Here is a 21,776-nt window from a genome sequence, read left to right as displayed (position 1 = left end):
TTTAGGGGCGAAGACGGGCCTCTGCAATCGCACAGTAACGCAGGGCCTTTGTGCAGCGTTTTTAACTGGCGCTCGCGGAGGTTTTCTGAGAAAAGCCCATTGACTCGGAGACCCAAAGGCTTAAAAGGCGGGCTTCAAGGATTCCACGGGTTGGCCCGACCGCCCGTTGCACGAGATAACTGGAGTAACGAAAATGGCGAAGCCGACGACGATCAAAATCCGTCTCAACTCGACCGCGGACACGGGCCACTTCTACGTGACCAAAAAGAACGCCCGCACTATGACCGAAAAGATGGTCGTAAAGAAATACGACCCGGTCGCGCGCAAGCACGTCGAGTACAAAGAAGGCAAAATCAAGTAAGCCCTTCTGAGATACCAAGATGCAAAAGCCGCGTGACCCGAGAGGGAAGCGCGGTTTTTCTTTGACCGGCCCCTCTCCCCCCGCGGATCAGGTTTTGAAACCATCCAACGTCAGGAGAGAACCATGTTCGGATGTTATGACGACGACTTCAGAGAGCGGGAGCGGCCAGACAGCTCCTGTTCGTTGCCTTCCAGCCTGAGCGAGGCTCTGGCGGTGCGCACGCAGGAGATTCGCAAGAGCGTGCCCTTCACCGTGCGAGCCGCCATGCCGGCCGATACCGCGGAGATCGACGCGCTCTTTCGTGCCTCCTACGGTCAGCTCCTGAAACAGCACTACCCGGCCGCCATTCTCGACGCCGCATTGCCTGCGCTCTTGCATACGGCACCGCGCCTGCTGAACTCCGGCACGTTCTTCGTCGCCGAGACCGGGGGTGGGGAGATCATTGCGGCGGGCGGCTGGACCCAGGCCACGCCCTTCGGCGGCGTCGGTCCGCGTGAGATCGGCCATATGCGGCGGGTCGCCGTGCATCCCGATCACGTCCGGCAAGGGATCGGTTCGGTTCTCGTGGAGCATATCCTCGACAACGCCCGGCTGACCGGGGTGGAGCGGATGTGTTGCCTCTCGACGCTCACGGCGCGGGAATTCTATGAGGCGCATGGCTTCACGGCCTCGGGCGACGTCGATCTGGCGCTGAAACCCGGTGTCTACCTGCCCGCGATCCAGATGGCCCGTGATTTGATCTGATCGCTCAGGCGATCGCCATCACAACGGCGCCGGTCGAAATCAGGCCGACGCCGACCCACCCCAGCGGGCTCAGTTCCTCGCCCAGCACGAGCGCTGCGAGGATCGCGACGAAGACCACGGAGAGCTTGTCGACCGGTGCCACCTGAGACGCCTTGCCGATCTGCAACGCGCGGAAATAACAGAGCCAGGATGCCCCGGTCATCAGCCCCGAGATCGCCAGAAACCCCGCGCCTTTCGCGCTGATGTTCGACAGCGGTTCGATGTCGCCCAGCGACCATGCAAACAGCCCCGAGGCGAGGAACACCACGCCGGTGCGCAGGAAGGTCGCGAAGTTCGAATTGATCTCCGTCACCCCGATCTTGGCGGTGATCGCCGTGAGAGCTGCGAAGAGCGCAGAGAGCAGGGCCCAGAATTGCCAGTTGTCGGTCATGCGCCTCTCCCGGAAAGCCATAAAAAAAGGGCCGGTCGAAACCGGCCCTTGTCTTCTGAGTATGCCCCGATCACTCGCGGTTGCCAAGGAACCGCAGCAGGAACATGAACAGGTTGATGAAGTCGAGGTAGAGGCTCAGCGCGCCCATCACGGCGGACTTGCCCAACCACTCTTCGTCCATCGCATGCGCATGGGCGAGGTAGTCGGTCTTGATCTTCTGGGTGTCCCAGGCGGTCAGACCGGCAAAGATCAGCACGCCGAACACGTTGATCACGAAATAGAGCATGCCGGAGTGCAGGAACAGGTTCACGATCGAGGCCACGATGATGCCGATCAGACCCATGGTCAGGAACGCGCCCATGCCGGAGAGGTCTTTCTTCGTGGTGTAACCCACGAGAGACAGACCGGCAAAGGAGATCGCGGTCACGAGGAAGGTCTGGGCGATCGACACGCCGGTGAAGGCGGCGAAGATGTAGCTGATCGACAGGCCGAAGAGCGCTGCGAAAGCGTAGAAGAACAACTGTGCGCCCGCGGCGGACAGGCGGTTGATCGCGGCGCCGAAGGCAAACACCATGCCGAGCGGCGCGAACATCGCGATCCAGCCGAGAATGGTCGGGCGCAGCGTGATCGGATCGTTGAAGATCGACAAAAGCGCGTCATTGGAGCCCACGGCCCAAGCCACGAGCGCCGTCAGCAACACGCCAATCGACATGGTGCCGTAGACCTTGTTCATATGGGCGCGAAGGCCGGCGTCGATCTCCGCCGAGCGTGCGCCGACACCAGCGTTGATCGTTCTGTAGTCAGCCATTGGGTGGTATCTCCTGTGCGTCAAAATCCCTGTGCCCCCGCGACATGCGGAGGTGTCCCTTCCGATATTGGCAGGCAGGGGGCGGATTTCAACCCGTGGAAAACGGAAAACGGACTGTTTTTGTCAGCCGCGTCTGTTTTGTGGGCGGTTGGCCGTCAGGCGACTTGCTTTATGAAAAACAAAGAAAAACCGCGATGCAGGGGGAGCATCGCGGTCAGGCTCGCAGGGGCAGGCGAGCAGGGGCCGGGGGGCGGTCGGGACAAGCTGTCGCGGTCATCCGGGGTTATTTGGTCCAGTGGCGCGGCGCGTCCCAGACCGGGCGTTGGCTTTCGGCATGAACCTCTTCGCGGGTCAGGCCGATGTCGTCGAGCAGCGCATCGTCGAGCGCGGCCAGTGCACGGCGCTGACGCGCGATGTCGCGGGCTTTCATGAAACGGGAGAACAAGGAGGGGGCGCGACGCGCGCCTTCGAGGCGGGACAGGGTCAGGAGGGGCATCGTGTCGTTCCTTAACGAAAGTTGAATGTTTGTCGGGAATGAATCATTTCCCTTGATATGTATCGCCCACCGTGTTCAATAAGTGAAATGAATGATTGTTGATAAATACATCACAGGACATGATATGCCGCGCAATCTCGATCTGACCGCCCTGCGTTCCTTCGTCACCGTCGCCGATTGCGGCGGGGTGACCCGCGCCGCGGGCGCGCTCAACCTGACGCAATCCGCCGTCTCGATGCAGCTCAAGCGGCTGGAAGAGAGCCTCGACGTGCGCCTCCTCGACCGCAGCGCCCGCAAGATCGCCCTGACCGCGCCGGGGGAACAGCTTCTGTCCTATGCGCGCCGGATGCTCGAACTCAATGACGAGGCCTTCAGCCGGTTGACCGCCACGGAATTCGAGGGCGAGATCGTCTTGGGCGTGCCGCATGACATCGTCTACCCGTCGATTCCTTTGGTGCTGCAACATTTCCATGCCGATTACCCGCGCATGCGCGTCAATCTCGAATCCTCCTTCACCACCCAGCTCAAGGAAAAATTCGCCCGTGGCGATTGTGACATGATCCTGACGACCGAGGACGATCTCGATGCGGGCGGCGAAACGCTGGTCGAACTGCCCCTCGTGTGGATCGGCGCCCCCAATGGCTCCGCCTGGCGGCAACGCCCGCTGCGCCTCGCCTTCGAGCACCGCTGTATCTTCCGCAAGGGCGTGCAGGAGGCGCTGGACCGGGCGGGTATTCCTTGGGATGTCTCCATCGAAAGCGACCAGACCCGCACCATCGAAGCCTCTGTGTCCGCCGATCTCGCGGTGCATGTGATGCTGGAAAACACCGCACCGCCCTACTCGGAGCCGATCCAGCACGGCGGCGCCCTGCCGGAACTCGCGTCGAAAAAGATCAACCTTTATATCTCGGAGCAGATGAAGGGCGAAGCGGCAGAGCGCCTGCGCGACCTGATCCGTCAGGCCTACCGCAACCACGGCGGCGCAAGGATCGCGGCGCAGTAGAGGAGCGGCTGTGAATGGCGGGAATGAGCCCAAATTACCGAATGCTGCGCTCGTCGCGAACGTCGGCAATCCAGAATGCTACTGATCGAGCCTTCTGGACGATATGCGTGTTCATTCAAAAAACTTAGGCTTTGAGGGGTGCAAATCCTTCATTACTGATCTGCGCATCGCAATCGCCAGCCTGTCATGAAAGATGTCCAGAGCGGCTTCCGCCTCTCTCGTAGAAAGCCAGCCATCTTCAATTCTCCAGTGGCGAAAGAACACCCAATCTATTGCGTTTCTGCGCGAGAGTTCGAGAGAGCTTTTGGCTCGCTCTCTTGTTGGAACCTCACCAAGCCGCGCCTTCTGCCCGTACTTCTCTCGACCCTCTGCAAGCTTCTCTTCATGCCAAGCTATAAGCTCGTCGATGTGTTCTTCGCTGATCTCAGTTAACTCCGTAATTTCGGCTGCTATGTCATCGGGAATGGTGGCCGTAGCCTTTTGAACCGCATCCCAAAAACGCTCGTCGCGCAGGAACTCTAAGGACCAATTCTTAGGCGAAGTTCTCCACAGAATGAACTCCGCCTGTTGCGTCCAGGCGCCGTTCGAGACAAGGCCAAGTTGCTGAAGCAATTGTAAAAGGTCATCATCACAAAGTGCGCAGCCCAATCCAGAACGAGCTTTAATGTTTGGGGTCGGAGGTGGAGGCGGATCCATCATAGCGATCACAAAGCCGCTCCGGATACGAGTTGGCGGGAGGCTTCCGTCTGGTAGGAGGAATGAAAGCTTGTTTTGTTGCTCCGCAAGCCAAAGAACAGAAATGCAGATGTCATCCCATCGCGGCATGTTCGTAGGTAGTTCAGGAACATCTTTTGGTACTGCCCCCCAGTCCGTTGCATCTGCAAAGCCAAGCTTGACCAAGGCCATGCATCCGATTTGGTAGGCCGTAGACGCCATGTCATTCCAGCCCGGACGATCCGAAGCTTTTGGCAAAGTTCCTGCGAGGAAATGGGCTACGTCTTTGCGCCAGTTTTGTTGGTCATCGCCCATGGTCAGTCTCGGATAAGGTTTGAGTACCTTCTGTATGGCTGGTGACATAGCAAACGACAACCCTGCCTAACTTGCGTTACCAAGAGCGGTACAATCCATGAAGCAGCCCTTGGCGCAAGCGCAGCGAAATGGCGCTTCGTCCCGCAGAGCAGCCCTTCGCATCTCGGGCGCTAACTTTCCCCACTCTCTCCGAAACCTCAATCGTCTGATGCGTGGCCTGATCGCGCCCTTTCGCGTGCCCGACAAAAGTCCGACGCAAATCCGACGCTTTGCCGACCATCATTTTCGGCCTGTTTCACGGCTCCAGAACGACCTTCCCCGTCGCCTGACGCGTGCGGATCAGCTCAAGTGCCTCGGCAAATTGATCGAGCGGCAGGCGATGGGAGATATGCGGTTTGATCCGTCCTTCCGCCGCCCAGTCGAACAGCGTGGCGAGCGAAGTGCGCAGCGGTTCCGGGTTGAAATTCAGGTAAGCGCCCCAGTAAAACCCGATGGCGGTGATGTTTTTCACCAGCATATGGTTCGGTTTCATCTTCGGCAGATCGCCACCCGCAAACCCGATCAAAAGGATGCGCCCGTCGGGGTTGGTGGCGCGAAAGCACGCCTCGTATAAAGGCTCTCCGACCGCGTCATAGACCACATCTGCGCCGCCAAGTGCTTTGATTTGTTCACGAATATCCGGGCTTTCGGCGTCAATGAGATGATCGGCCCCGGCGGCTTTGGCGATGGCCAGTTTGTCGGCGCCGCGTGCGATGGCGATGACCTCCGCGCCCATCAGCTTGCCGATTTCCACCGCTGTCAGCCCCACGCCGCCCGCCGCTCCGGTGACGACAAGGCGTTCGCCGGGTTGCAGTCGCGCTTTGTAATCGAGCGCCATATGCGAGGTGCCGTAAGCGATCTGAAGCGCGGCCGCCTCGGCATAGCCCAGCCCCTCTGGGATGGGGATGCAACGGTCGGCAGGGAAATTCCCGGCCTCGGCCAGCCCGCCCTGACCGGCATAGATCGCCACGCGTTGACCGGTTTGAAATCCCGTAACTCCTTCACCGATCTCAATAATTTCTCCGGAGAGTTCAAGCCCGAGTGTAAAGGGCAGCTCCGGCGTGTCCTGATAGCGCCCCTTGCACATCAGCGTGTCGGCAAAGTTCAGGGCTCCCGCCCGGATGGCCACGCTCACCTCGCCCGGCCCGGGGGGGGCGAGCTCGATTTGCACCAGAGACGGCGGTTCATCGAAGGCGGTGACGCGACAGGCGCGGATGGTCTTGATCTGTGTCATGGCGTATTTTGTGACTGCTGTGCGCAGGGCTGTCTATGCGAAAAGGCACCTGAAACGAGTCGATTTTCACCGGGTCTGTGCGTTTCGTAAAAGGCCGGATGCGGGGCGGTATGTTGCAAAACGCAAAAAATGATCAAAAAACACGCGCAGGTTTAGTGGGATTCGGCTCGTGCCAGATCGTCGCAGGGGGGAATTTCTGTCGTTTCTTGTCCATAAAATTTCATTTTTACAAGCATTTGTGGGAATTTGGTCAAATCCTGCCCAAAAAGACAGGTTGAGCCATCGGGCCGGTCCTAAGAAATGTTCTATACACGCATAGGTTAAGGGCGCGCAGCGCGATACAAGGAGCGGTCAGTATGAAACATCCCGTGGATGTCCATGTGGGAAAGCGGATTCGCCATCGTCGGTGGATGGTCGGCATGACGCAGCAGCAGCTTGCGGAAAAGGTCGGCATCAAGTTCCAGCAAATCCAGAAATATGAAACCGGCATGAACCGCGTGTCCGCCTCCCGGCTCTGGGACATTGCCGAGGCGCTTTCCGTTCCCGTGGCCTTCTTCTTCGAAGGGATGGACATGAACGTCGAGGCACAGTCCGCCGCGCATCCCGAGGACGCCTCCGTTCCGGCCGATATCCTTGCCGACAAGGAAGCGCTCGAACTGGTGCGCTCCTATTACGCGATCCCGGAAAACCAGCGCCGTCGCCTTTTCGAACTCGCACGCGTGCTCTCCGACGTTGCCTGAATTCGGCCTCCGGGTCTGACCCGATCCGATCCGCCGGACCCGGCCCCCGCGTTGTCGACGCCGGGGCCGTTTCTTTTGCGCCGTTGGTTTTTTGTGCAGGCGCACAGGTGCTGGCGTGCAGAACCGGCGCTTCGCTTGACCTGCCGGGACGGAGGGTCTACCGCGGAAGGACCGCGCCAAGGCGCTCAGGATCGGAGCAGGAGGGATTATGAAAATCTCAGAGTTGAGCGCAGAGATGCGCGCAGAGATCATTGCAACCGCGGATGCTGCGGCAGAGGCGGCGCGCGAGATCACACTCAAATATTTCCGCGGCGCGGCCCTTGGCACGGAATCCAAGAAGGCGGCGGGGTTCGATCCGGTGACCGTCGCGGATCGCGGTTCAGAACAAGCGATGCGCGCCGTGATCGAGGCGCGTCGTCCCGACGATGGCATCATCGGTGAGGAATTCGGTCCCAAAGCGGGCACGTCCGGTCTCACCTGGGTGCTCGATCCGATCGACGGCACCCGTGGTTTCATCTCCGGCACCCCGACCTGGGGCGTGCTGATTGCACTGCGTAATGCCGACAGCGTGGTCTATGGCGTGATCGACCAGCCCTATATCGGTGAGCGCTTCGTCGGTGGGCTTGGTCTGTCGGAACTGACCGGTCCGCTGGGCAAAAGCGCTCTGGCGGTGCGCAACGGCGTCGCGCTGGAGGAGGCGGTGATCTACACGACCTTCCCCGAGGTGGGCAGTGAGGTGGAGGGCAAGGCGTTCCACGATCTCGCCGCGCGCTGCAAGCTGACGCGCTATGGCATGGATTGTTATGCCTATGCGCTTTTGGCCGCGGGGCAGGTCGATCTTGTGGTTGAGGCCGGGTTGCAGAGTTACGACATTCTCGGTCCCATCGGGGTGATCGAGGCGGCGGGCGGCATTGTCACCGATTGGCAGGGCGGTTCCGTTCTGGAAGGCGGCCGCGTTCTGGCGGCGGCGAGCAAAGAGTTGCATGAGGCGGCATTGGCGGTACTCTCAACCTATTGACGCCGCCGGGAGGAGCCGGCGGCCCTTCAGGGAGGCCCCGATGCACCACTGTTTCCTGATCCGCAATGCCGATGTCGTCCTGACCATGGACGACGACAGGCGTGAAATCAAAGGCGGCGACATCCTGATCCGCGACGGGGTGATAGAAGCGGTCGGGCAGGGGCTTTACGATGACGATGCGCAGATCCTCGATGGGCGCGGGTGCCTCGTCACCCCCGGCCTCGTCAACACCCACCACCATCTTTACCAGACCCTGACCCGCGCGGTGCCGGGCGCACAGGATGCGCTCCTGTTCGGCTGGCTCAAGACGCTTTACCCGATCTGGGCCAAATTCGGCCCGGAGCATATGCGGATCTCGGCCCTGGTGGGGCTTGCGGAACTGGCGCTGTCGGGCTGCTCGACCACCTCGGATCACCTTTATCTCTATCCCAACGGCGCGCGGCTCGACGATACGATCGAGGCGGCGCGCGCCATCGGGCTCAGGCTTCATGCCACGCGTGGCTCGATGTCGATCGGCGAGAGTCTTGGCGGGCTGCCGCCCGACAGTTTGGTCGAGCGCGAAGAAGACATTCTCAACGATTGCATCCGGGTGATCGACGCCTTTCACGATCCGAACCCCGGCGCGATGATCCGCGTCGGCGTTGCGCCCTGTTCGCCGTTTTCCGTCTCCCGCGAGCTGATGCGAGACAGCGCCATTCTGGCCCGCGACAAGGGCGTGATGATGCACACCCATCTGGCCGAGAATGACGAGGACATCGCCTATTCTCTGGAGAAATTCGGCATGCGCCCCGGACAATATGCCGAGGAGCTGGGCTGGACCGGGCCTGATGTCTGGCATGCCCATTGCGTGATGCTCGACCGCGAAGAAATCTCGCTTTTTGCCCGCACCAAGACCGGCGTGGCGCATTGCCCCTGTTCGAATTGCCGTCTGGGTTCGGGCATCGCGCCAGTGCGCCCGATGCGGGACGCGGGTGTCAGGGTGGGCCTGGGCGTCGATGGGTCGGCTTCGAACGACACCGGTAATCTGATCATGGAGGCGCGCACCGGCATGCTGTTGCAGCGGGTGTACTATGGCGCCGACAAGATGAGCCCGCGCGAGATGTTGGAGATCGCCACGCGCGGCGGTGCGGAAGTGTTGGGGCGCGATGACATTGGCATTCTGGCCCCCGGCAAACGCGCGGATATCGCGGTCTGGGACATGTCGGATGTGGAAGCGGCAGGAAGCTGGGACCCCGCGGCCTTGTTGCTGGCCGGGCCGATGATCGTGAAAGACCTGTTCGTCGAGGGGCACCACGTGGTCGCTGACAGTTGGGTGACGACCATCGACATGGGCGGAACGCTGGCGCGGCAAAAGGCGCTGGCGCTGGGGCTGAGAGACTAGAGGACGCCAGAATGAACCATGGAAAACGACGTGCCGGGGTGGTGTTGTGTGCTGCATTCGCTCTGGTGGCCTGCGGGCCGGAGACCGGGACGGGGTTCAGCCAGATCACCCCTGTGACCACGGCGGCGACAGCCGCACCCGGCGCGATGGAGGAAGAGGCGCAGATCATCGCGCTGATCAATGCCGAGCGCGCCAAACAGGGGCTCGGCGCGTTCAGCTACAACGCAGCGCTTACCAAGGCGGCGCAGCGGCACGCCAGTGATCTTGCGGCGCAGAATTATTTTTCCCATACCGGCAAGGACGGCTCATCGGTGGGTGAGCGGGTGCGGGCGGTGGGCTATGGCTATTGTTATGTGTCCGAGAACCTCTCGGGTGGTTATCCGACGGCGCAGCAGGCGGTCATCGGCTGGATGCAGTCGACAGGCCACCGCGCCAATATCCTGAGTTCAAAAGCGCAGGACATCGGCATTGGCATTGCGCCGGGCGGTCTGCGCGTGGCAGTGTTCGCCAAGTCCTGCCGCTGATCAGACCGCCGCGCGCTCGCCCATGACATAGGAGGCGATGATCGCCCGGTCGTCGCCCATCATGATGGTCGGGAAGACCTCTTCCCAGATCGTGTTGGCGGTGATGGCGCGCTGGGCGATGGCGGGGGTGGAGGCCAGGTCGATCACGGCGAAATCCGCCTCCATACCGGGGGCGATGCTGCCGATCTTATCCTGCATATGAAGCGCCTCGGCGGAGCCATAGGTCGCGAGCCACAAAAGCTGGGCCGGATGGATTGCGGTGTGGCTGAGCTGGCCGATTTCATAGGCCGCCGCCATCGTGCGCAGCATGGAAAAAGACGATCCGCCGCCGGTGTCGGTGGCGAGACCCACGCGCAGACCTTCGCCCTTGCGCGCGCCCATGTCGAAGAGGCCAGATCCGATGAAGGTGTTCGATGTCGGGCAATGGATCAGCGAACAATCCATCGCTTTGAGATGCGCGATCTCGCGCGGCTCCAGATGGATTGCATGACCGAACAGCGCGCCCTCGCGCACCAGCCCGAATTGCTCATAGGTGTCGAGGTAATCGCGCGCCTCCGGGTAGAGCCCCTTGACCCATTCGATCTCGTCGAGCTGTTCGGAAAGATGTGTTTGCATCAGGCAGGAAGGGTATTCGTTCCAGAGCTTGCCCAGAGCGTCGAGTTGCGCAGGCGTCGAAGTGGGAGAAAAGCGCGGCGTGATGGCATAGGTGGCGCGGCCTTTGCCATGCCATGCCTCGATCAGCGCCTTGCTCTCGTCATAGGCGGATTGCGCCGTGTCGCGCAGGAAGGCGGGCGCGGTGTCACGATCCATGCAGGTCTTGCCCGCCACGATCCGCATGCCCCGGTCCTCGGCTGCCTCAAACAGCGCCTCGACTGAGCCGGGATGGATCGTACAGAACGAGGTCACGGTGGTGGTGCCATTGGCCAAAAGCAGGTCGAGATAGCGCCCGGCGATGTCCGCGGCATAGGTAGGATCGGCAAATTTTGCCTCCTCGGGGAAGGTGTAGGTGTTGAGCCAGTCGATCAGACGCTTGCCCCAGCTCGCGATCATGGCGGTCTGCGGATAATGCGCATGGGCGTCGATGAACCCCGGCACGATCAGCGCCGGGCCATGATCGTAAAACGCGGCCTCGTGATGCTTGGCGCGCATGTGATCGCGCCCGCCAATGGAGACAACATGCCCGTCCCGGATCAGGATTGCCGCGTCCGTGAGCACCTGAACGGCCTCCTCGGCAGGGATCTCGAAAGGGTTGCCGTGATAGGTGACGACCTGTCCTGCAATCAGCTTGTCCATCGGGGGCCTTTTTGATTAACCGCTTTTAACCTCTGGGGCAGATTAGGCGCTGGAAGAGGCAAGGTAAATCAATCTTGCCCCTGTTTCTCGCAAGGAAGCTGTCATAAGGTCCGGGGTGACGAGCAAACGGGCAGGGTATGGTCGAAGAAGACACGGATATCAAAGACGAGGCCGATCTCGAGGAAGACGGCTATTCGTTGAGCGCCAAGGTGCTCAGCGCCATTCTGTTTGCGCTGGACACCGGGGACCGGGAGAAGCTGATCGCGCTGATGGAGCCGCTGCACGCGGCCGACATCGCCGACATCCTCGAACAGGTGAACGCCTATGACCGGCGGCGGCTGATTCTGCTCTATGGCGAGGAATTCGACGGGGAGATCCTGTCGGAGCTTGACGAGGGCATCCGCGACGAGGTGATCCACGTCCTCAAGCCCGAGGTTCTGGCCGAAGCGGTCCGGGACATGGAGTCGGACGACGTCGTCGACCTCGTGGAGGATCTCGACGAAGAGGCTCAGGAAGCGGTTCTCGCGAGCCTTGAGGATGTCGACCGGCTCGCGGTCGAAAAATCGCTGTCCTATCCGGAGTTCTCCGCCGGTCGTCTGATGCAGCGCGAGGTCGTGATGGGGCCGGAGCACTGGACGGTCGGGCAGGCGATTGATTTCATGCGCGAGGCCGAGGAGCTTCCGGAAGATTTCTACCATGTGGTGCTGATCGACCCGAAGATGCATCCGGTCGGCCATGTGACGCTGGGCAAAATCCTTGGCGCGCCGCGCAGCCAGCCTTTGATCGAATTGCTGGAGCCGGGGTTTCGCACCTTCCGCGTCGATGAGAGTGAAACCGATGTGGCCTATGCGTTCAACCAATATCACATGATCTCCGCCCCGGTTCTCGATGAGAACGACCGGGTGGTGGGGGTGATCACCATCGACGACGCGATGAACGTCTTGGATGAGGAACACGAAGAAGACATCATGCGCCTCGCCGGTGTCGGCGAGGGCTCTCTGGCCGACCGTGTGAGCGACACGGTCAAACAACGTCTGCCGTGGCTGGCGGTCAACCTCGTGACGGCGATCCTCGCCTCCATGGTGATTGCGCAGTTCGAAGACACGATTGCAAAGTTCGTGGCGCTGGCGGTTCTGATGCCCATCGTCGCCTCGATGGGCGGCAATGCGGGGACACAGGCGCTGACCGTCGCCGTGCGCGCCATCGCCACGCGCGACCTTACGGGGGCGAACGTCTGGCGGGTGATCCGACGCGAGGTGCTTGTGGGGCTCGCGAACGGGTTGGTGTTTGCCGTGATCATGGGGATCGTCGGGGTTGTCTGGTTTGGCTCTCCGGCGCTGGGCGCTGTGATCGGGTTGGCCATGGTGATCAACCTGGTGATCGCGGGGCTCGCGGGCATCGGGGTGCCGGTGTTGCTGGAACGCGCGGGGGTCGATCCGGCCCTGGCGTCGGGGGCCTTCGTGACGACGGTGACGGATGTTGTGGGGTTCTTTGCCTTTCTCGGGCTGGCGGGTGTGGTGCTGCTGTGAACGGTGATATTCAGGATGTGAAGGCGAGGTTGCGCCGACAGGCGAAAGAGGCGCGCGATCTCGCGCATGCGCAGGATCTGGGGGCTGCCGATCAGGCCACAAAGATGCTCTTGGGCTTTCTGACGCCGCACAAAGGCAAGGTGACGGCGGGTTATATGCCTTTGGGCAGTGAGATCGACCCGCGCCCGGCAATGAGCGTGTTACATGACCGAGGTCCCGTTGCCGTGCCGGTCGTTGAAGCGAAAGCGCAGCCTTTGCGTTTCGACCGCTGGACGCCGGAGGGCGCAATGGTCGAAGGTGCGTTCGGCGCGCTGATCCCGGCGGCCTCGGAGCCTGTGATCCCGGAAGTGGTGATTGTGCCGATGCTGGCGTTCAACCGGGCGGGGCACCGGCTGGGCTATGGCGGCGGTTTTTACGACCGGACGCTGGCGAAGCTGCGGGCCATGGGGTCGGTTTTTGCTGTCGGCCTGGTCTATGCGGCGCAGGAACTGCCCGATATTCCCGTCGAGCCGACCGATGCGCCGCTCGATGCGATTGTGACCGAGCGGGAGGTGCTCACGTTTTAGAGGCGCAGTCCGCTCCGATATGTTGAGAAAAGGAAAATCTCATGGAACTCCCGGTGAGCCGTTTCAAGAAAACCCTCAAAGAGGGGAAACAGCAATATGGGGCCTGGCACACCATGGGCGGAGGGCTTCAGGCCGAGATTTTGGCGGCTGCGGGCTATGACTGGATTCTGATCGACAGCGAACATGGCGTCATGGAGGTGGCCGACATCGTCCCGGCACTTCAGGCCCTGACCGGTTTCCCGGACTGTGCGCCGGTGGTGCGGGTTGCCGAAAACGATGCGGCGCTGATCAAGCGCCACCTCGATCAGGGCGCCCAGACGATCATGGTGCCGATGATCAATTCCGCCGAGGAGGCGCGTGCGGCGGTGGCGGCGATGCGTTTCGCCCCGCAAGGCGTGCGCGGCATGAACGGTGTCACGCGCGCCAGCCGGTTCGGCGCGATCAAGGATTATGTGGCGCGGGCGCATGAAGAGCTTTGTCTGATCGTACAGATCGAATCCGTTGCGGGCATGGATGCGCTCGAAGAGATTGCCGCAGTGCCGGGGGTCGATGCGATTTTTATCGGCCCGGCCGATCTGGCGGCCGATATGGGCTTTCCGGGCAATACAGCGGCGCCGGAGGTCGAGGCCGCCGTGCTCGACTGTTTTGTCCGACTGGACAAGGTGGGGATGCCTGCCGGCATTCTGACGCTCAATGATGAAACCCTGAAACGGTATATCGAGGCAGGCTCGCGCTTTACCGCCCTGGGCATCGACGGGGTCTGGCTTTTGAAGATCGCGCGCGAGGTTCTGGGGCGGTTTCGGGCGCTGTAAACTGTAGAGAAAGAGAGGATGATGCGGTGACGCTTGCACTTGCGCGCCGCGCGTCCTAAGGCTGTGGACTATGAAAATCCTGTTTCTCGGAGATATCGTCGGCAGCACCGGGCGCAAGGCCGTCATGGAGCGCGTGCCGCAGTTGCGCAAGGACTGGGGCATCGATTTCGTCGTGGTCAATGGCGAGAACGCGACCAATGGCATGGGGCTCTCGGGCGATCATGCGAAAGAGTTGCTTGAGGCCGAGGTCGATTGCCTGACGCTGGGCGATCATGCGTTCGATCAGAAGGACATGATGCAGTTTTGCGAACGCGAAACCCGCATCGTGCGTCCGATCAATTTCGCCAAGACGGCACCGGGGCGCGGTGTGCGCATTTTCGAAGACCGGCGCGGACGGCGTATTTTGGTGGCGCAGATCCTTGGTCAGGTGTTCATGAAACGCGCCTTCGACGATCCGTTTTCGGCGATGGATCAGGTGTTCATGAACCACAAGCTTGGTGGCGCGGTGCAGGCGATTCTGGTCGATGTGCATTGTGAGGCGACGTCGGAGAAAATGGCCATGGGGCATTTCTGCGATGGCAAGGCTTCGGTCGTGGTCGGCACGCATACCCATGTTTGTACCGGAGATGCGCAGATCCTTCCGGGGGGCACGGCCTATCTGACCGATGCGGGCATGTGCGGCGACTACAATTCGGTGATCGGCATGGACAAGGCCGAACCGCTGCGCCGCTTCGTGACGGGCATGGGTAAGGGGCGCTTCGAACCCGCCAAGGGCGAGGCGACACTGTCGGGTGTCTATGTCGAGACCGATGATCGCACCGGCAAGGCCACACGCGTGAAACAGATACGTGTCGGCGGGCGACTGGAGCAAAGCGCGCCGTGATCCTGCGGTGAATTCCGAAAATCTGCCGTGATTTTGATCATTTGGCTGGAATTTCATTCCCTGGTCGAGGCGTTTTGACGCTTGTGTCCCGGTGGCGTGGGCGGGCATATTGGTGTCAAAGACCACAGCGCACGGGGCATCATGGAACTGTTTCATTTCAGCCAGACGACCGAGGCGATCCTCTCTCTCGTGGTCGTCGGCATCATGTTCGCCATGTTTGTGCGCGAGGTTTACCCGACGGAGGTCGTCGCTATTTCGGGCGCGGCCCTGATGATCGTCCTCGGCATCCTGCCCTATGACGCGGGGCTCAAGGTTCTGTCGAACCCGGCGCCCTGGACCATTGCTGCGATGTTCATCGTGATGGGGGCGCTGGTGCGCACCGGCGGGCTCGAATGGTTCACCCGACAGGCGGGCAATTACGCGGAAACCCACCCATCCGTTGCCATTGCCATGCTTTTGGGGGTGGTGGTGGTGCTGTCCGCCTTTGTGGCCAATACGCCGGTCGTTGTCGTGATGATTCCGGTTTTCGTGCAGCTTTCTGGCAAGCTCGGCATAGCACCCTCCAAGCTTTTGATTCCTTTGAGTTACTCGGCTATTCTGGGTGGCACGATCACGCTTTTGGGGACGTCGACCAACCTGCTCGTCGATGGTGTGGCGCGGGCGCAGGGTATGGAGCCTTTCTCGATTTTCGAAATCGCGCCCATCGGTTTGGTGGTGACGGCTTGGGGCATGCTCTATCTGGCGCTGTTCGGACGGCATCTTTTGCCCAATCGCGACAGCCTTGCGGCGATGCTGTCATCGAACCGCGCAAAGATGAAATTCTTCACCGAGGCGGTGATCCCGCCCGAATCCAACCTCGTCGGACGCGAAGTCCTTGGCGTTCAGCTTTTCAAACGCGACGGGGTGCGGCTGATCGACGTCATCCGGGGCGACAAATCCTTTCGTCACGAATTGGACGGGCTGTCGCTTGAGGTTGGAGATCGGATCGTGCTGCGTTCCAAGATCACCGAGCTTCTGTCCTTGCAGCGTGACAAGTCTCTCAAGCGAGTGGATCAGGTGTCGACGGTTGAAACGACCACGATGGAAGTGCTGATCACGCCGGGCTGCAAGATGGTTGGGCGGGCGCTGTCGTCGATGCGACTGCGCCGCCGCTACGGCGTTTACGTGCTGGCGGTCCATCGGCGCAACCAGAACCTCGGTCAGCAGATCCAGGACCTTGTGGTGCGGGTCGGCGATACGCTTTTGCTTGAGGGCGCGCCCGCGGACATTCAGCGCCTCGCAACCGATATGGATATGGGCGACGTGTCGAAGCCGACCGAGCGCGCCTATCACCGCAGCCACGCGCCCATCGCGCTGGCGGCGATGTTCTCCATCGTGCTGCTGGCCGCGCTTGGCGTGGCGCCGATCCTGATGCTTTCGGTGATCGCGGTCGCGGTGGTGTTGGTCACGCGCTGCATCGATGCGGATGAGGCATTTTCCTTTGTCGAGGGGCGATTGCTCGCCCTGATTTTCGCTATGCTGGCGGTTGGGGCGGCGCTCGATGCCTCGGGCGCTGTCGAGATGATCGTGAATGTGATCGCACCTCTGCTCGATGGCTTGCCGGTGTTCTTCGTGGTCTGGGCCATCTTCCTGATGACCTCTTTCCTGACCGAGCTGGTGTCGAACAATGCGGTTGCCGTCGTGGTGACGCCGATTGCCATCGGGTTGGCGAATTCGATGGGGCTCGATCCGCGCGGGCTTGTTGTGGCGGTGATGGTCGCGGCTTCGGCCTCTTTCGCCACGCCCATCGGCTATCAGACCAACACGATGGTTTACGGCCCCGGCGGGTACAAATTCACTGATTACATGAAGGTCGGCATTCCGCTGAACCTCTCCATCGGGCTGATTTCTTCCGCCGTCATTCCGCTGATCTGGCCACTTTGAGGTCATTTCGAGCGGTTTTTGAGTATTTTCCCTGCAATGAAGCGGGGGCGCGATCTTGCGGCCCCCAAGGCGGATCGCCTATAGAGGCGCGAAAGCTCACACACTCGACATTTTCGGAGGCGCCACATGGCAGGCCATTCTAAATGGGCAAACATCCAGCACCGTAAAGGACGTCAGGACGCGGCCCGTTCCAAGCTCTTTTCCAAGCTCGCCAAGGAGATCACCGTGGCGGCGAAGATGGGCGATCCGGACCCGGAGAAAAACCCGCGTCTGCGTCTGGCGGTGAAGACGGCGAAAACGGCGTCTTGTCCGAAAGACGTGATCGATCGTGCGATCAAGAAAGCCATGGGGGGCGATGCGGAGAGCTATGACGAGATCCGCTACGAAGGCTACGGCCCGGAAGGCATCGCCTTCATCGTTGAAACCATGACCGACAACGTGAACCGGACCGCCTCGAACGTGCGGTCTTATTTTGCGAAAGCGGGTGGCAACCTCGGCACCTCGGGGTCCGTGTCCTTCATGTTCGACCGCGTGGGCGAGATCGTCTACGGGCCGGAAGCTGGCGATGCGGATGCTGTCATGATGGCGGCGATCGAAGCCGGGGCGGAGGACGTTGAGAGCGACGAAGACGGGCACTGGATCTATACGGTCGATGGCGATTTGGCCGCGGTGTCGGATGCGCTTGAGGCGGAGCTGGGCGAGTCCAAAGAGGCCAAGCTGATCTGGAAGCCGCAGAACCGCACCGAGGTCAATCTTGAGACGGCGCAAAAGCTGATGCGCTTGGTCGAGACGCTGGAAGACGACGACGATGTGCAATCCGTGACGGCGAATTTCGACGTGCCGGACGACGTGGCAGCCCAGCTCTGAGAAGGCCGCAGAGAAGATAAGAAAGCCCCGCCTCGTGCGGGGTTTTTTATGGCACAAGCTGCGTTGTTGCGGCGCGTTTGATGGCGGCGGTGAGCGGGGCAAGGACCGGTGCTGCAAGCCGCGAGACGTGCCAGTAAAGCGCAATGTCGACCGGGGTGGGCGCGAGCGCGACAAGGGCGCCGGAGGCCAGATGCGGGCGCAGCAAAACTTCCGGGTTTAGCCCCCAGCCGATCCCGGCGAGGGCCGCATCGACAAAGCCCTGCGTGGAGGGGATGCGATGGGCGGGCAGGGCGATGCGCCGTCCAATTTGCGCAGCCACCCAATTGTCCTGAAGCCGGTCTTTTTCATTGAACACAAGCGAGGGGGCTTTGCTCAGCGCCTCTGGCGTGAGGCCTTCAGGGAAGTGCCGGGCGGCGAACGCGGGCGTGGCCACGGCGAGATAGCGCAGCGCGCCGAGCGGATGCAGATCGCAGCCCGGAACGGGCGTATCGCGCGCAGAGACGGCGGCCATGACCTCGCCGCGCTTGAGCCAGTCGGCGCTGTGGTCCTGATCGTCGAGCGTCAGTTGAAAGAGCATGTCGGTGAGGCCCGCCATCGCCGGGGTAAACCATGTGGCGAGGCTGTCGGCATTGATCGCGAGAGGGACCGGCAGGGCAGGGCCGCCGCTTTGCCCGAGATCGCGGGCGAGCTGCGCCTCCAAAAGCCCGACCTCTTCCATATGGCGCGCCAGACGCCGCCCGGTGTCGGTCGCGCGCGCGGGCGTGCCGCGCAACACGAGCGGCGTGCCCATGCGTTCCTCCAGCGCCTTGATCCGCTGCGAGACCGCCGAAGGTGTGACACAGAGCGCCTGCGCCGCCGCGTCGAAAGAGCCGTGGCGCAGAACAGCGGCGAGGGCCGCGAGGGAGGGGTAATCGAGAGAATTAAGCATGGCTAATTTATCCATAGAAAGATTAATTTGTCTAATTCTTCCGGCCGGGCTACCTCCGCCGGGAAAGGATGCCTCATGTTCCAAGCCGCCCTCACCGGGTTTCTGACCGGTCTCAGCCTTATCGTCGCCATTGGAGCACAGAATGCCTTTGTCCTGCGGCAGGGGCTTCGGCGTTCGCATGTGCTGCCCGTGGTGCTGGTCTGTGCGCTCTCGGATGCGGTGCTGATCTCTCTGGGCGTCTTCGCCTCGGCGCAGGTCTCGGCGGCCTTCCCGCCGCTTTTGCCGATGCTGCGCTGGGGGGGCGCAGGGTTCCTGCTCTTCTATGGCTTCAAGGCCGCGCGGACCGCCTATCGCGGTGGCGGGCATCTGGAAGCGGCGACGCAGGGGGCGCAAAGCCTTCGTGCCGTAGTGCTGACGGCGCTGGCGCTCACATGGCTCAACCCGCATGTCTATCTCGACACGGTGGTGCTTTTGGGGGCGATCTCCGCGCGGTTTGCCGAGGCGCGAGCGGAGTTTGCCATGGGGGCGATCATGGCATCCTTCGCCTTTTTCTTCTCTCTGGGGTATGGCGCGCGCCTACTTGCGCCAGTGTTCGCCCGCGAAACCGCTTGGCGCGTGCTCGACGGCGGCATCGCGCTTGTAATGTGGTCGATCGCGGCAGGATTGATCCGTGGCGGTTAAGCGGTTTTCTTGCGGGCTTCCCGCCATGTGATGAAGGAAATCGCCGCGATGATCATGGCGCCGCCCAGAAGCACAAACGGATCGACCGCCTCTCCAAAGAGGATATAGCCGAAACTCACTGACCAGATCAGCTGAACGAAGACCACCGGTTGCACCACGGATTGCGGCGCACAGGCAAAGGCGCGGGTCATGGCGTAATGGCCGAGCGTTGCGAAGGCGGCGGTGAAAAACAGCAGGATCAGCTCATGAAGCGTCGGCGTCTCCCAATGCAGAAACGCAAAGGGTGCAATCACGATGGGGACGGTCACCGACATGAGAAACACCACCACGGCGGCGGGGAGCTCTTTGACCAGACGACCGGCGATCAGATAGGACCCGGCAAAGGCCATGGCCGAGAGCATCATTGACAGGTGGCCGGGGTCGATGTCGCGAAATCCGGGGCGCAGGATGACGATGCCGCCGATGAAGGCCACCACGAGCGCCATGATGCGGGGCAGGGCGATCCGTTCGCCGAACAACAGCACAGCGCCGAGGGTGATATAGATCGGGTTCATGAAGTTGAGCGCCGTGACCTCGCCCATCGGGATGCGGGTCATGGCATAGAACCAGCAGGTCATCGCCAGTGCATGGAACAGGGCGCGTCCGAAGGTGAGTTTCCAGATGCGCGGAGTGAACCGAACTTTGCGCACCGCACCGAGCGCCGGGATGAGGAAGACGAGGCCCAACAGAAAACGCAGGAAAGCGCTTTCGAGCACGGGCAAGCCGTTGCCGACAGATTTTACGAGGACGTTCACCATGACGAAACACAGCGTCATGAAGAGCATCCAGAGGATGCCGGTCACGGATTTCGAGGGGGAGGTCAGGGAGGGTGCGGTCATGCGGGGACAGTGAAGCCTCCCCCCGGCGATGGCAATTCGTCCAAAGCGCACGTGCCGGGCCGCATATTTGCACTTGGACCGGCGGGCGGGTCAAAAGCCATATGGTTCTTGATCAGGGTCAAGGCGGGCGGCGGTCCTCTGCGCTCAGACTGAGGCAAAGGCCATCAGACTGAGGAGACGCGCATGTCCAATACACCGCACCAACTCGCCGCCGATTTTCCGGATCTGGCCGGGAAAATCACCGAACTCAAGTCGAGCGACGCGCATTTCGCGACTCTTGTCGGGGCATATGAGGCGTTGAATGACGAGGTCCATCTCGCCGAAACCGACGTGCACCCGATGGAGGATCTGGCACTCGCCGAGTTGCGTAAGAAACGGATGCATCTCAAGGACGAGATTTACCGGCTTTTGACCGTTTCCGCGTAAGCTTTTCCTGCTTTGCGAAAACCGAGGGCGCGTTAACCGGCAGGTTGCGCGCCCTCTTGCATTGGGAGAACAAATCGCGCACAAATGGCGCGTGAGGTTGGGTGTAATACCATATGTTGCGGCTCTTTGGGCTGTGATGGGTCTTGTGGTGACCCTGTTCCCGATTGAAACGGCCGAGGCCGTGAGCGATCGGGACTCAGTTTTGGTATTTGCGCCGAACTCTCATCAGCTTGATTTGAATGCCGCCGAAAAACGCGCTGATGTTGCGATTCTGATTGCTCCGGACAACGGTGCACTGCGGGTGATCGACGGCGATACGCTGGCGATTGGCGAGACCCGCATCCGGCTCTACGGCATCGACGCGCCGGAACTGTCGCAGAGCTGTTCCGACATGCGGGGGCAGGACTGGGCCTGTGGGCAATGGGCGAAAGCGGTGCTCGTGAAACTTGCCGGAGGAGCGGTGCGCTGTGTCGCCCATGACACCGACCGCTATGGTCGCACGGTTGCCGTTTGTGCCACAGAGGCGGGGGATATCAATGCCGCCATGGTCGCCTCGGGGGCGGCCTATGCCTATACGCAATACGCCCGCGATTATGTCGTTTTCGAAGAGCGCGCGCGGACCGAGGGGCAGGGGCTCTGGCGGGCGGGGGTACAGTTGCCTGCGGATTACCGCGCCGAGAAACGTGCAGAAATCAGTGACGCGCAGCCGGAGCAAACCCCGCCCGGCAACTGTGCGATCAAGGGCAATATCTCCGGCTCCGGCAAGCTCTACCATCTGCCCGGCGGGCGCTGGTACGGCGGCACGCGGATCAACGAGGCGCAGGGAGAGCGCTGGTTCTGTTCGGAAGACGAGGCGCGCGCGGCGGGCTGGCGCAAGGCGCAAGGATAATCCCGCAGACCCTCTTGCAAGGCGCGGCGTTTTCCCTTAGACGACGGCCCACCGGGTCGTTAGCTCAGTTGGTAGAGCGCTTCGTTTACACCGAAGATGTCGGGAGTTCGAGCCTCTCACGACCCACCATTTTCTCCCTTGTTTCTCTTAGATTTTACTGTGTGCTCGTCATGTTCTGCGAAGTGGTCCCTGGTTCCGTGAACCTTAGCTGTGATCCTGCAATCGCATGCAGTCCAGAACTTCTGCGGTATCCTGCATGTGTTGCGGGCGGTATCGACCGTAGACACGGTAGGT

Annotated in this window: 24 protein-coding genes and 1 tRNA gene; 17 read left to right on the top strand and 8 right to left on the bottom strand. The window is 61.4% G+C overall.

Features of this window, described 5'->3' with window-relative positions; translation table 11 throughout:
* The first annotated feature begins 193 nt into the window (after positions 1-193).
* Together rpmG and V1471_RS09290 are read left to right on the top strand one after the other, a co-directional pair.
* Positions 194-361, top strand: a complete 168-nt coding sequence (gene rpmG, locus V1471_RS09295) for a 50S ribosomal protein L33 (protein WP_009572866.1) — start codon at positions 194-196, stop codon at positions 359-361.
* Positions 362-484: 123 nt separating this feature from the next.
* A complete protein-coding gene (locus V1471_RS09290) occupies positions 485-1,105 on the top strand; it encodes a GNAT family N-acetyltransferase (RefSeq protein ID WP_434288232.1) in 621 nt (206 codons plus the stop codon).
* A gap of 4 nt (positions 1,106-1,109) precedes the next feature.
* On the opposite strand, the gene V1471_RS09285 is transcribed toward V1471_RS09290, so the two are convergent.
* The 3 genes from V1471_RS09285 to V1471_RS09275 form a co-directional block, all read right to left on the bottom strand.
* Complete coding sequence (locus V1471_RS09285) at positions 1,110-1,535, bottom strand: EamA family transporter (RefSeq protein WP_434288230.1); 426 nt, start codon at positions 1,533-1,535, stop codon at positions 1,110-1,112.
* A 70-nt stretch (positions 1,536-1,605) separates the two neighbouring features.
* Positions 1,606-2,343 carry a Bax inhibitor-1/YccA family protein gene (locus V1471_RS09280; protein ID WP_434288228.1) on the bottom strand — a complete coding sequence of 246 codons (738 nt, stop codon included), beginning with the start codon at positions 2,341-2,343 and terminating at the stop codon, positions 1,606-1,608.
* Positions 2,344-2,626: 283 nt separating this feature from the next.
* A complete protein-coding gene (locus V1471_RS09275; RefSeq protein ID WP_434288226.1) occupies positions 2,627-2,839 on the bottom strand; it encodes a DUF1127 domain-containing protein in 213 nt (70 codons plus the stop codon).
* Positions 2,840-2,963: 124 nt separating this feature from the next.
* On the opposite strand from V1471_RS09275, the gene V1471_RS09270 reads away from it, so the two are divergent.
* On the top strand, positions 2,964-3,842 hold the full coding sequence (locus V1471_RS09270; RefSeq protein ID WP_434288224.1) for a LysR family transcriptional regulator: 879 nt from the start codon (positions 2,964-2,966) through the stop codon (positions 3,840-3,842).
* A gap of 111 nt (positions 3,843-3,953) precedes the next feature.
* Here V1471_RS09270 and V1471_RS09265 read toward each other — a convergent pair whose 3' ends face one another.
* Both V1471_RS09265 and V1471_RS09260 read right to left on the bottom strand, forming a co-directional pair.
* Positions 3,954-4,871, bottom strand: a complete 918-nt coding sequence (locus V1471_RS09265; RefSeq protein WP_434288222.1) for a hypothetical protein — start codon at positions 4,869-4,871, stop codon at positions 3,954-3,956.
* 295 nt (positions 4,872-5,166) lie between these two features.
* Positions 5,167-6,144, bottom strand: a complete 978-nt coding sequence (locus V1471_RS09260; RefSeq protein WP_434288220.1) for an NADPH:quinone oxidoreductase family protein — start codon at positions 6,142-6,144, stop codon at positions 5,167-5,169.
* A gap of 356 nt (positions 6,145-6,500) precedes the next feature.
* Here V1471_RS09260 and V1471_RS09255 point away from each other — a divergent pair, with 356 nt between their 5' ends.
* The 4 genes from V1471_RS09255 to V1471_RS09240 all read left to right on the top strand — a co-directional run bounded on the left by V1471_RS09255 (position 6,501) and on the right by V1471_RS09240 (position 9,807).
* Positions 6,501-6,884: a helix-turn-helix domain-containing protein gene (locus tag V1471_RS09255; RefSeq protein WP_434288218.1), complete on the top strand. Its 384-nt coding sequence runs from the start codon at positions 6,501-6,503 to the stop codon at positions 6,882-6,884.
* Between the two features lie 208 nt (positions 6,885-7,092).
* Positions 7,093-7,902 carry a histidinol-phosphatase gene (gene hisN, locus V1471_RS09250; RefSeq protein WP_434288217.1) on the top strand — a complete coding sequence of 270 codons (810 nt, stop codon included), beginning with the start codon at positions 7,093-7,095 and terminating at the stop codon, positions 7,900-7,902.
* Positions 7,903-7,942: 40 nt separating this feature from the next.
* A complete protein-coding gene (locus tag V1471_RS09245; protein WP_434288215.1) occupies positions 7,943-9,283 on the top strand; it encodes an 8-oxoguanine deaminase in 1,341 nt (446 codons plus the stop codon).
* 11 nt (positions 9,284-9,294) lie between these two features.
* Entirely contained in the window at positions 9,295-9,807 is a 513-nt protein-coding gene (locus V1471_RS09240; RefSeq protein ID WP_434288213.1) for a CAP domain-containing protein, read from the top strand.
* On the opposite strand, the gene guaD is transcribed toward V1471_RS09240, so the two are convergent.
* Positions 9,808-11,100 carry a guanine deaminase gene (gene guaD / locus V1471_RS09235; protein WP_434288211.1) on the bottom strand — a complete coding sequence of 431 codons (1,293 nt, stop codon included), beginning with the start codon at positions 11,098-11,100 and terminating at the stop codon, positions 9,808-9,810.
* A gap of 137 nt (positions 11,101-11,237) precedes the next feature.
* On the opposite strand from guaD, the gene mgtE reads away from it, so the two are divergent.
* From mgtE to V1471_RS09205, 6 genes are all read left to right on the top strand, one after another.
* Positions 11,238-12,629, top strand: coding sequence for a magnesium transporter (gene mgtE, locus V1471_RS09230; protein ID WP_434288209.1), 1,392 nt, complete (start codon positions 11,238-11,240; stop codon positions 12,627-12,629).
* Complete coding sequence (locus V1471_RS09225; RefSeq protein WP_434288207.1) at positions 12,626-13,195, top strand: 5-formyltetrahydrofolate cyclo-ligase; 570 nt, start codon at positions 12,626-12,628, stop codon at positions 13,193-13,195. Before mgtE ends, V1471_RS09225 begins: the two co-directional genes overlap by 4 nt.
* Positions 13,196-13,236: 41 nt before the next feature.
* Entirely contained in the window at positions 13,237-14,007 is a 771-nt protein-coding gene (locus V1471_RS09220; RefSeq protein ID WP_434288205.1) for an HpcH/HpaI aldolase family protein, read from the top strand.
* A 70-nt stretch (positions 14,008-14,077) separates the two neighbouring features.
* Positions 14,078-14,890, top strand: coding sequence for a TIGR00282 family metallophosphoesterase (locus V1471_RS09215; protein ID WP_434288203.1), 813 nt, complete (start codon positions 14,078-14,080; stop codon positions 14,888-14,890).
* Between the two features lie 141 nt (positions 14,891-15,031).
* Positions 15,032-16,813 carry an SLC13 family permease gene (locus V1471_RS09210; protein ID WP_434288201.1) on the top strand — a complete coding sequence of 594 codons (1,782 nt, stop codon included), beginning with the start codon at positions 15,032-15,034 and terminating at the stop codon, positions 16,811-16,813.
* 126 nt (positions 16,814-16,939) lie between these two features.
* Positions 16,940-17,680, top strand: a complete 741-nt coding sequence (locus tag V1471_RS09205) for a YebC/PmpR family DNA-binding transcriptional regulator (protein ID WP_434288199.1) — start codon at positions 16,940-16,942, stop codon at positions 17,678-17,680.
* Between the two features lie 46 nt (positions 17,681-17,726).
* Here V1471_RS09205 and V1471_RS09200 read toward each other — a convergent pair whose 3' ends face one another.
* Entirely contained in the window at positions 17,727-18,608 is an 882-nt protein-coding gene (locus V1471_RS09200; RefSeq protein ID WP_434288197.1) for a LysR family transcriptional regulator ArgP, read from the bottom strand.
* Between the two features lie 75 nt (positions 18,609-18,683).
* On the opposite strand from V1471_RS09200, the gene V1471_RS09195 reads away from it, so the two are divergent.
* Entirely contained in the window at positions 18,684-19,289 is a 606-nt protein-coding gene (locus V1471_RS09195; protein WP_434288195.1) for a LysE/ArgO family amino acid transporter, read from the top strand.
* Here V1471_RS09195 and V1471_RS09190 read toward each other — a convergent pair.
* On the bottom strand, positions 19,286-20,167 hold the full coding sequence (locus V1471_RS09190; RefSeq protein ID WP_434288193.1) for a DMT family transporter: 882 nt from the start codon (positions 20,165-20,167) through the stop codon (positions 19,286-19,288). The genes V1471_RS09195 and V1471_RS09190 overlap by 4 nt on opposite strands.
* A gap of 183 nt (positions 20,168-20,350) precedes the next feature.
* Here V1471_RS09190 and V1471_RS09185 point away from each other — a divergent pair, with 183 nt between their 5' ends.
* The 3 genes from V1471_RS09185 to V1471_RS09175 all read left to right on the top strand — a co-directional run bounded on the left by V1471_RS09185 (position 20,351) and on the right by V1471_RS09175 (position 21,611).
* Positions 20,351-20,593: a YdcH family protein gene (locus V1471_RS09185; RefSeq protein ID WP_434288191.1), complete on the top strand. Its 243-nt coding sequence runs from the start codon at positions 20,351-20,353 to the stop codon at positions 20,591-20,593.
* A 181-nt stretch (positions 20,594-20,774) separates the two neighbouring features.
* Complete coding sequence (locus V1471_RS09180) at positions 20,775-21,482, top strand: thermonuclease family protein (protein WP_434288189.1); 708 nt, start codon at positions 20,775-20,777, stop codon at positions 21,480-21,482.
* A gap of 53 nt (positions 21,483-21,535) precedes the next feature.
* Positions 21,536-21,611 (top strand) — tRNA-Val (locus V1471_RS09175).
* The last annotated feature ends 165 nt before the right edge of the window (positions 21,612-21,776 follow it).

This window comes from Celeribacter sp. SCSIO 80788, from assembly GCF_051054295.1.
Taxonomy (GTDB): Bacteria; Pseudomonadota; Alphaproteobacteria; order Rhodobacterales; family Rhodobacteraceae; genus Celeribacter.
This window is presented reverse-complemented; position numbering and strand designations above follow the sequence as displayed.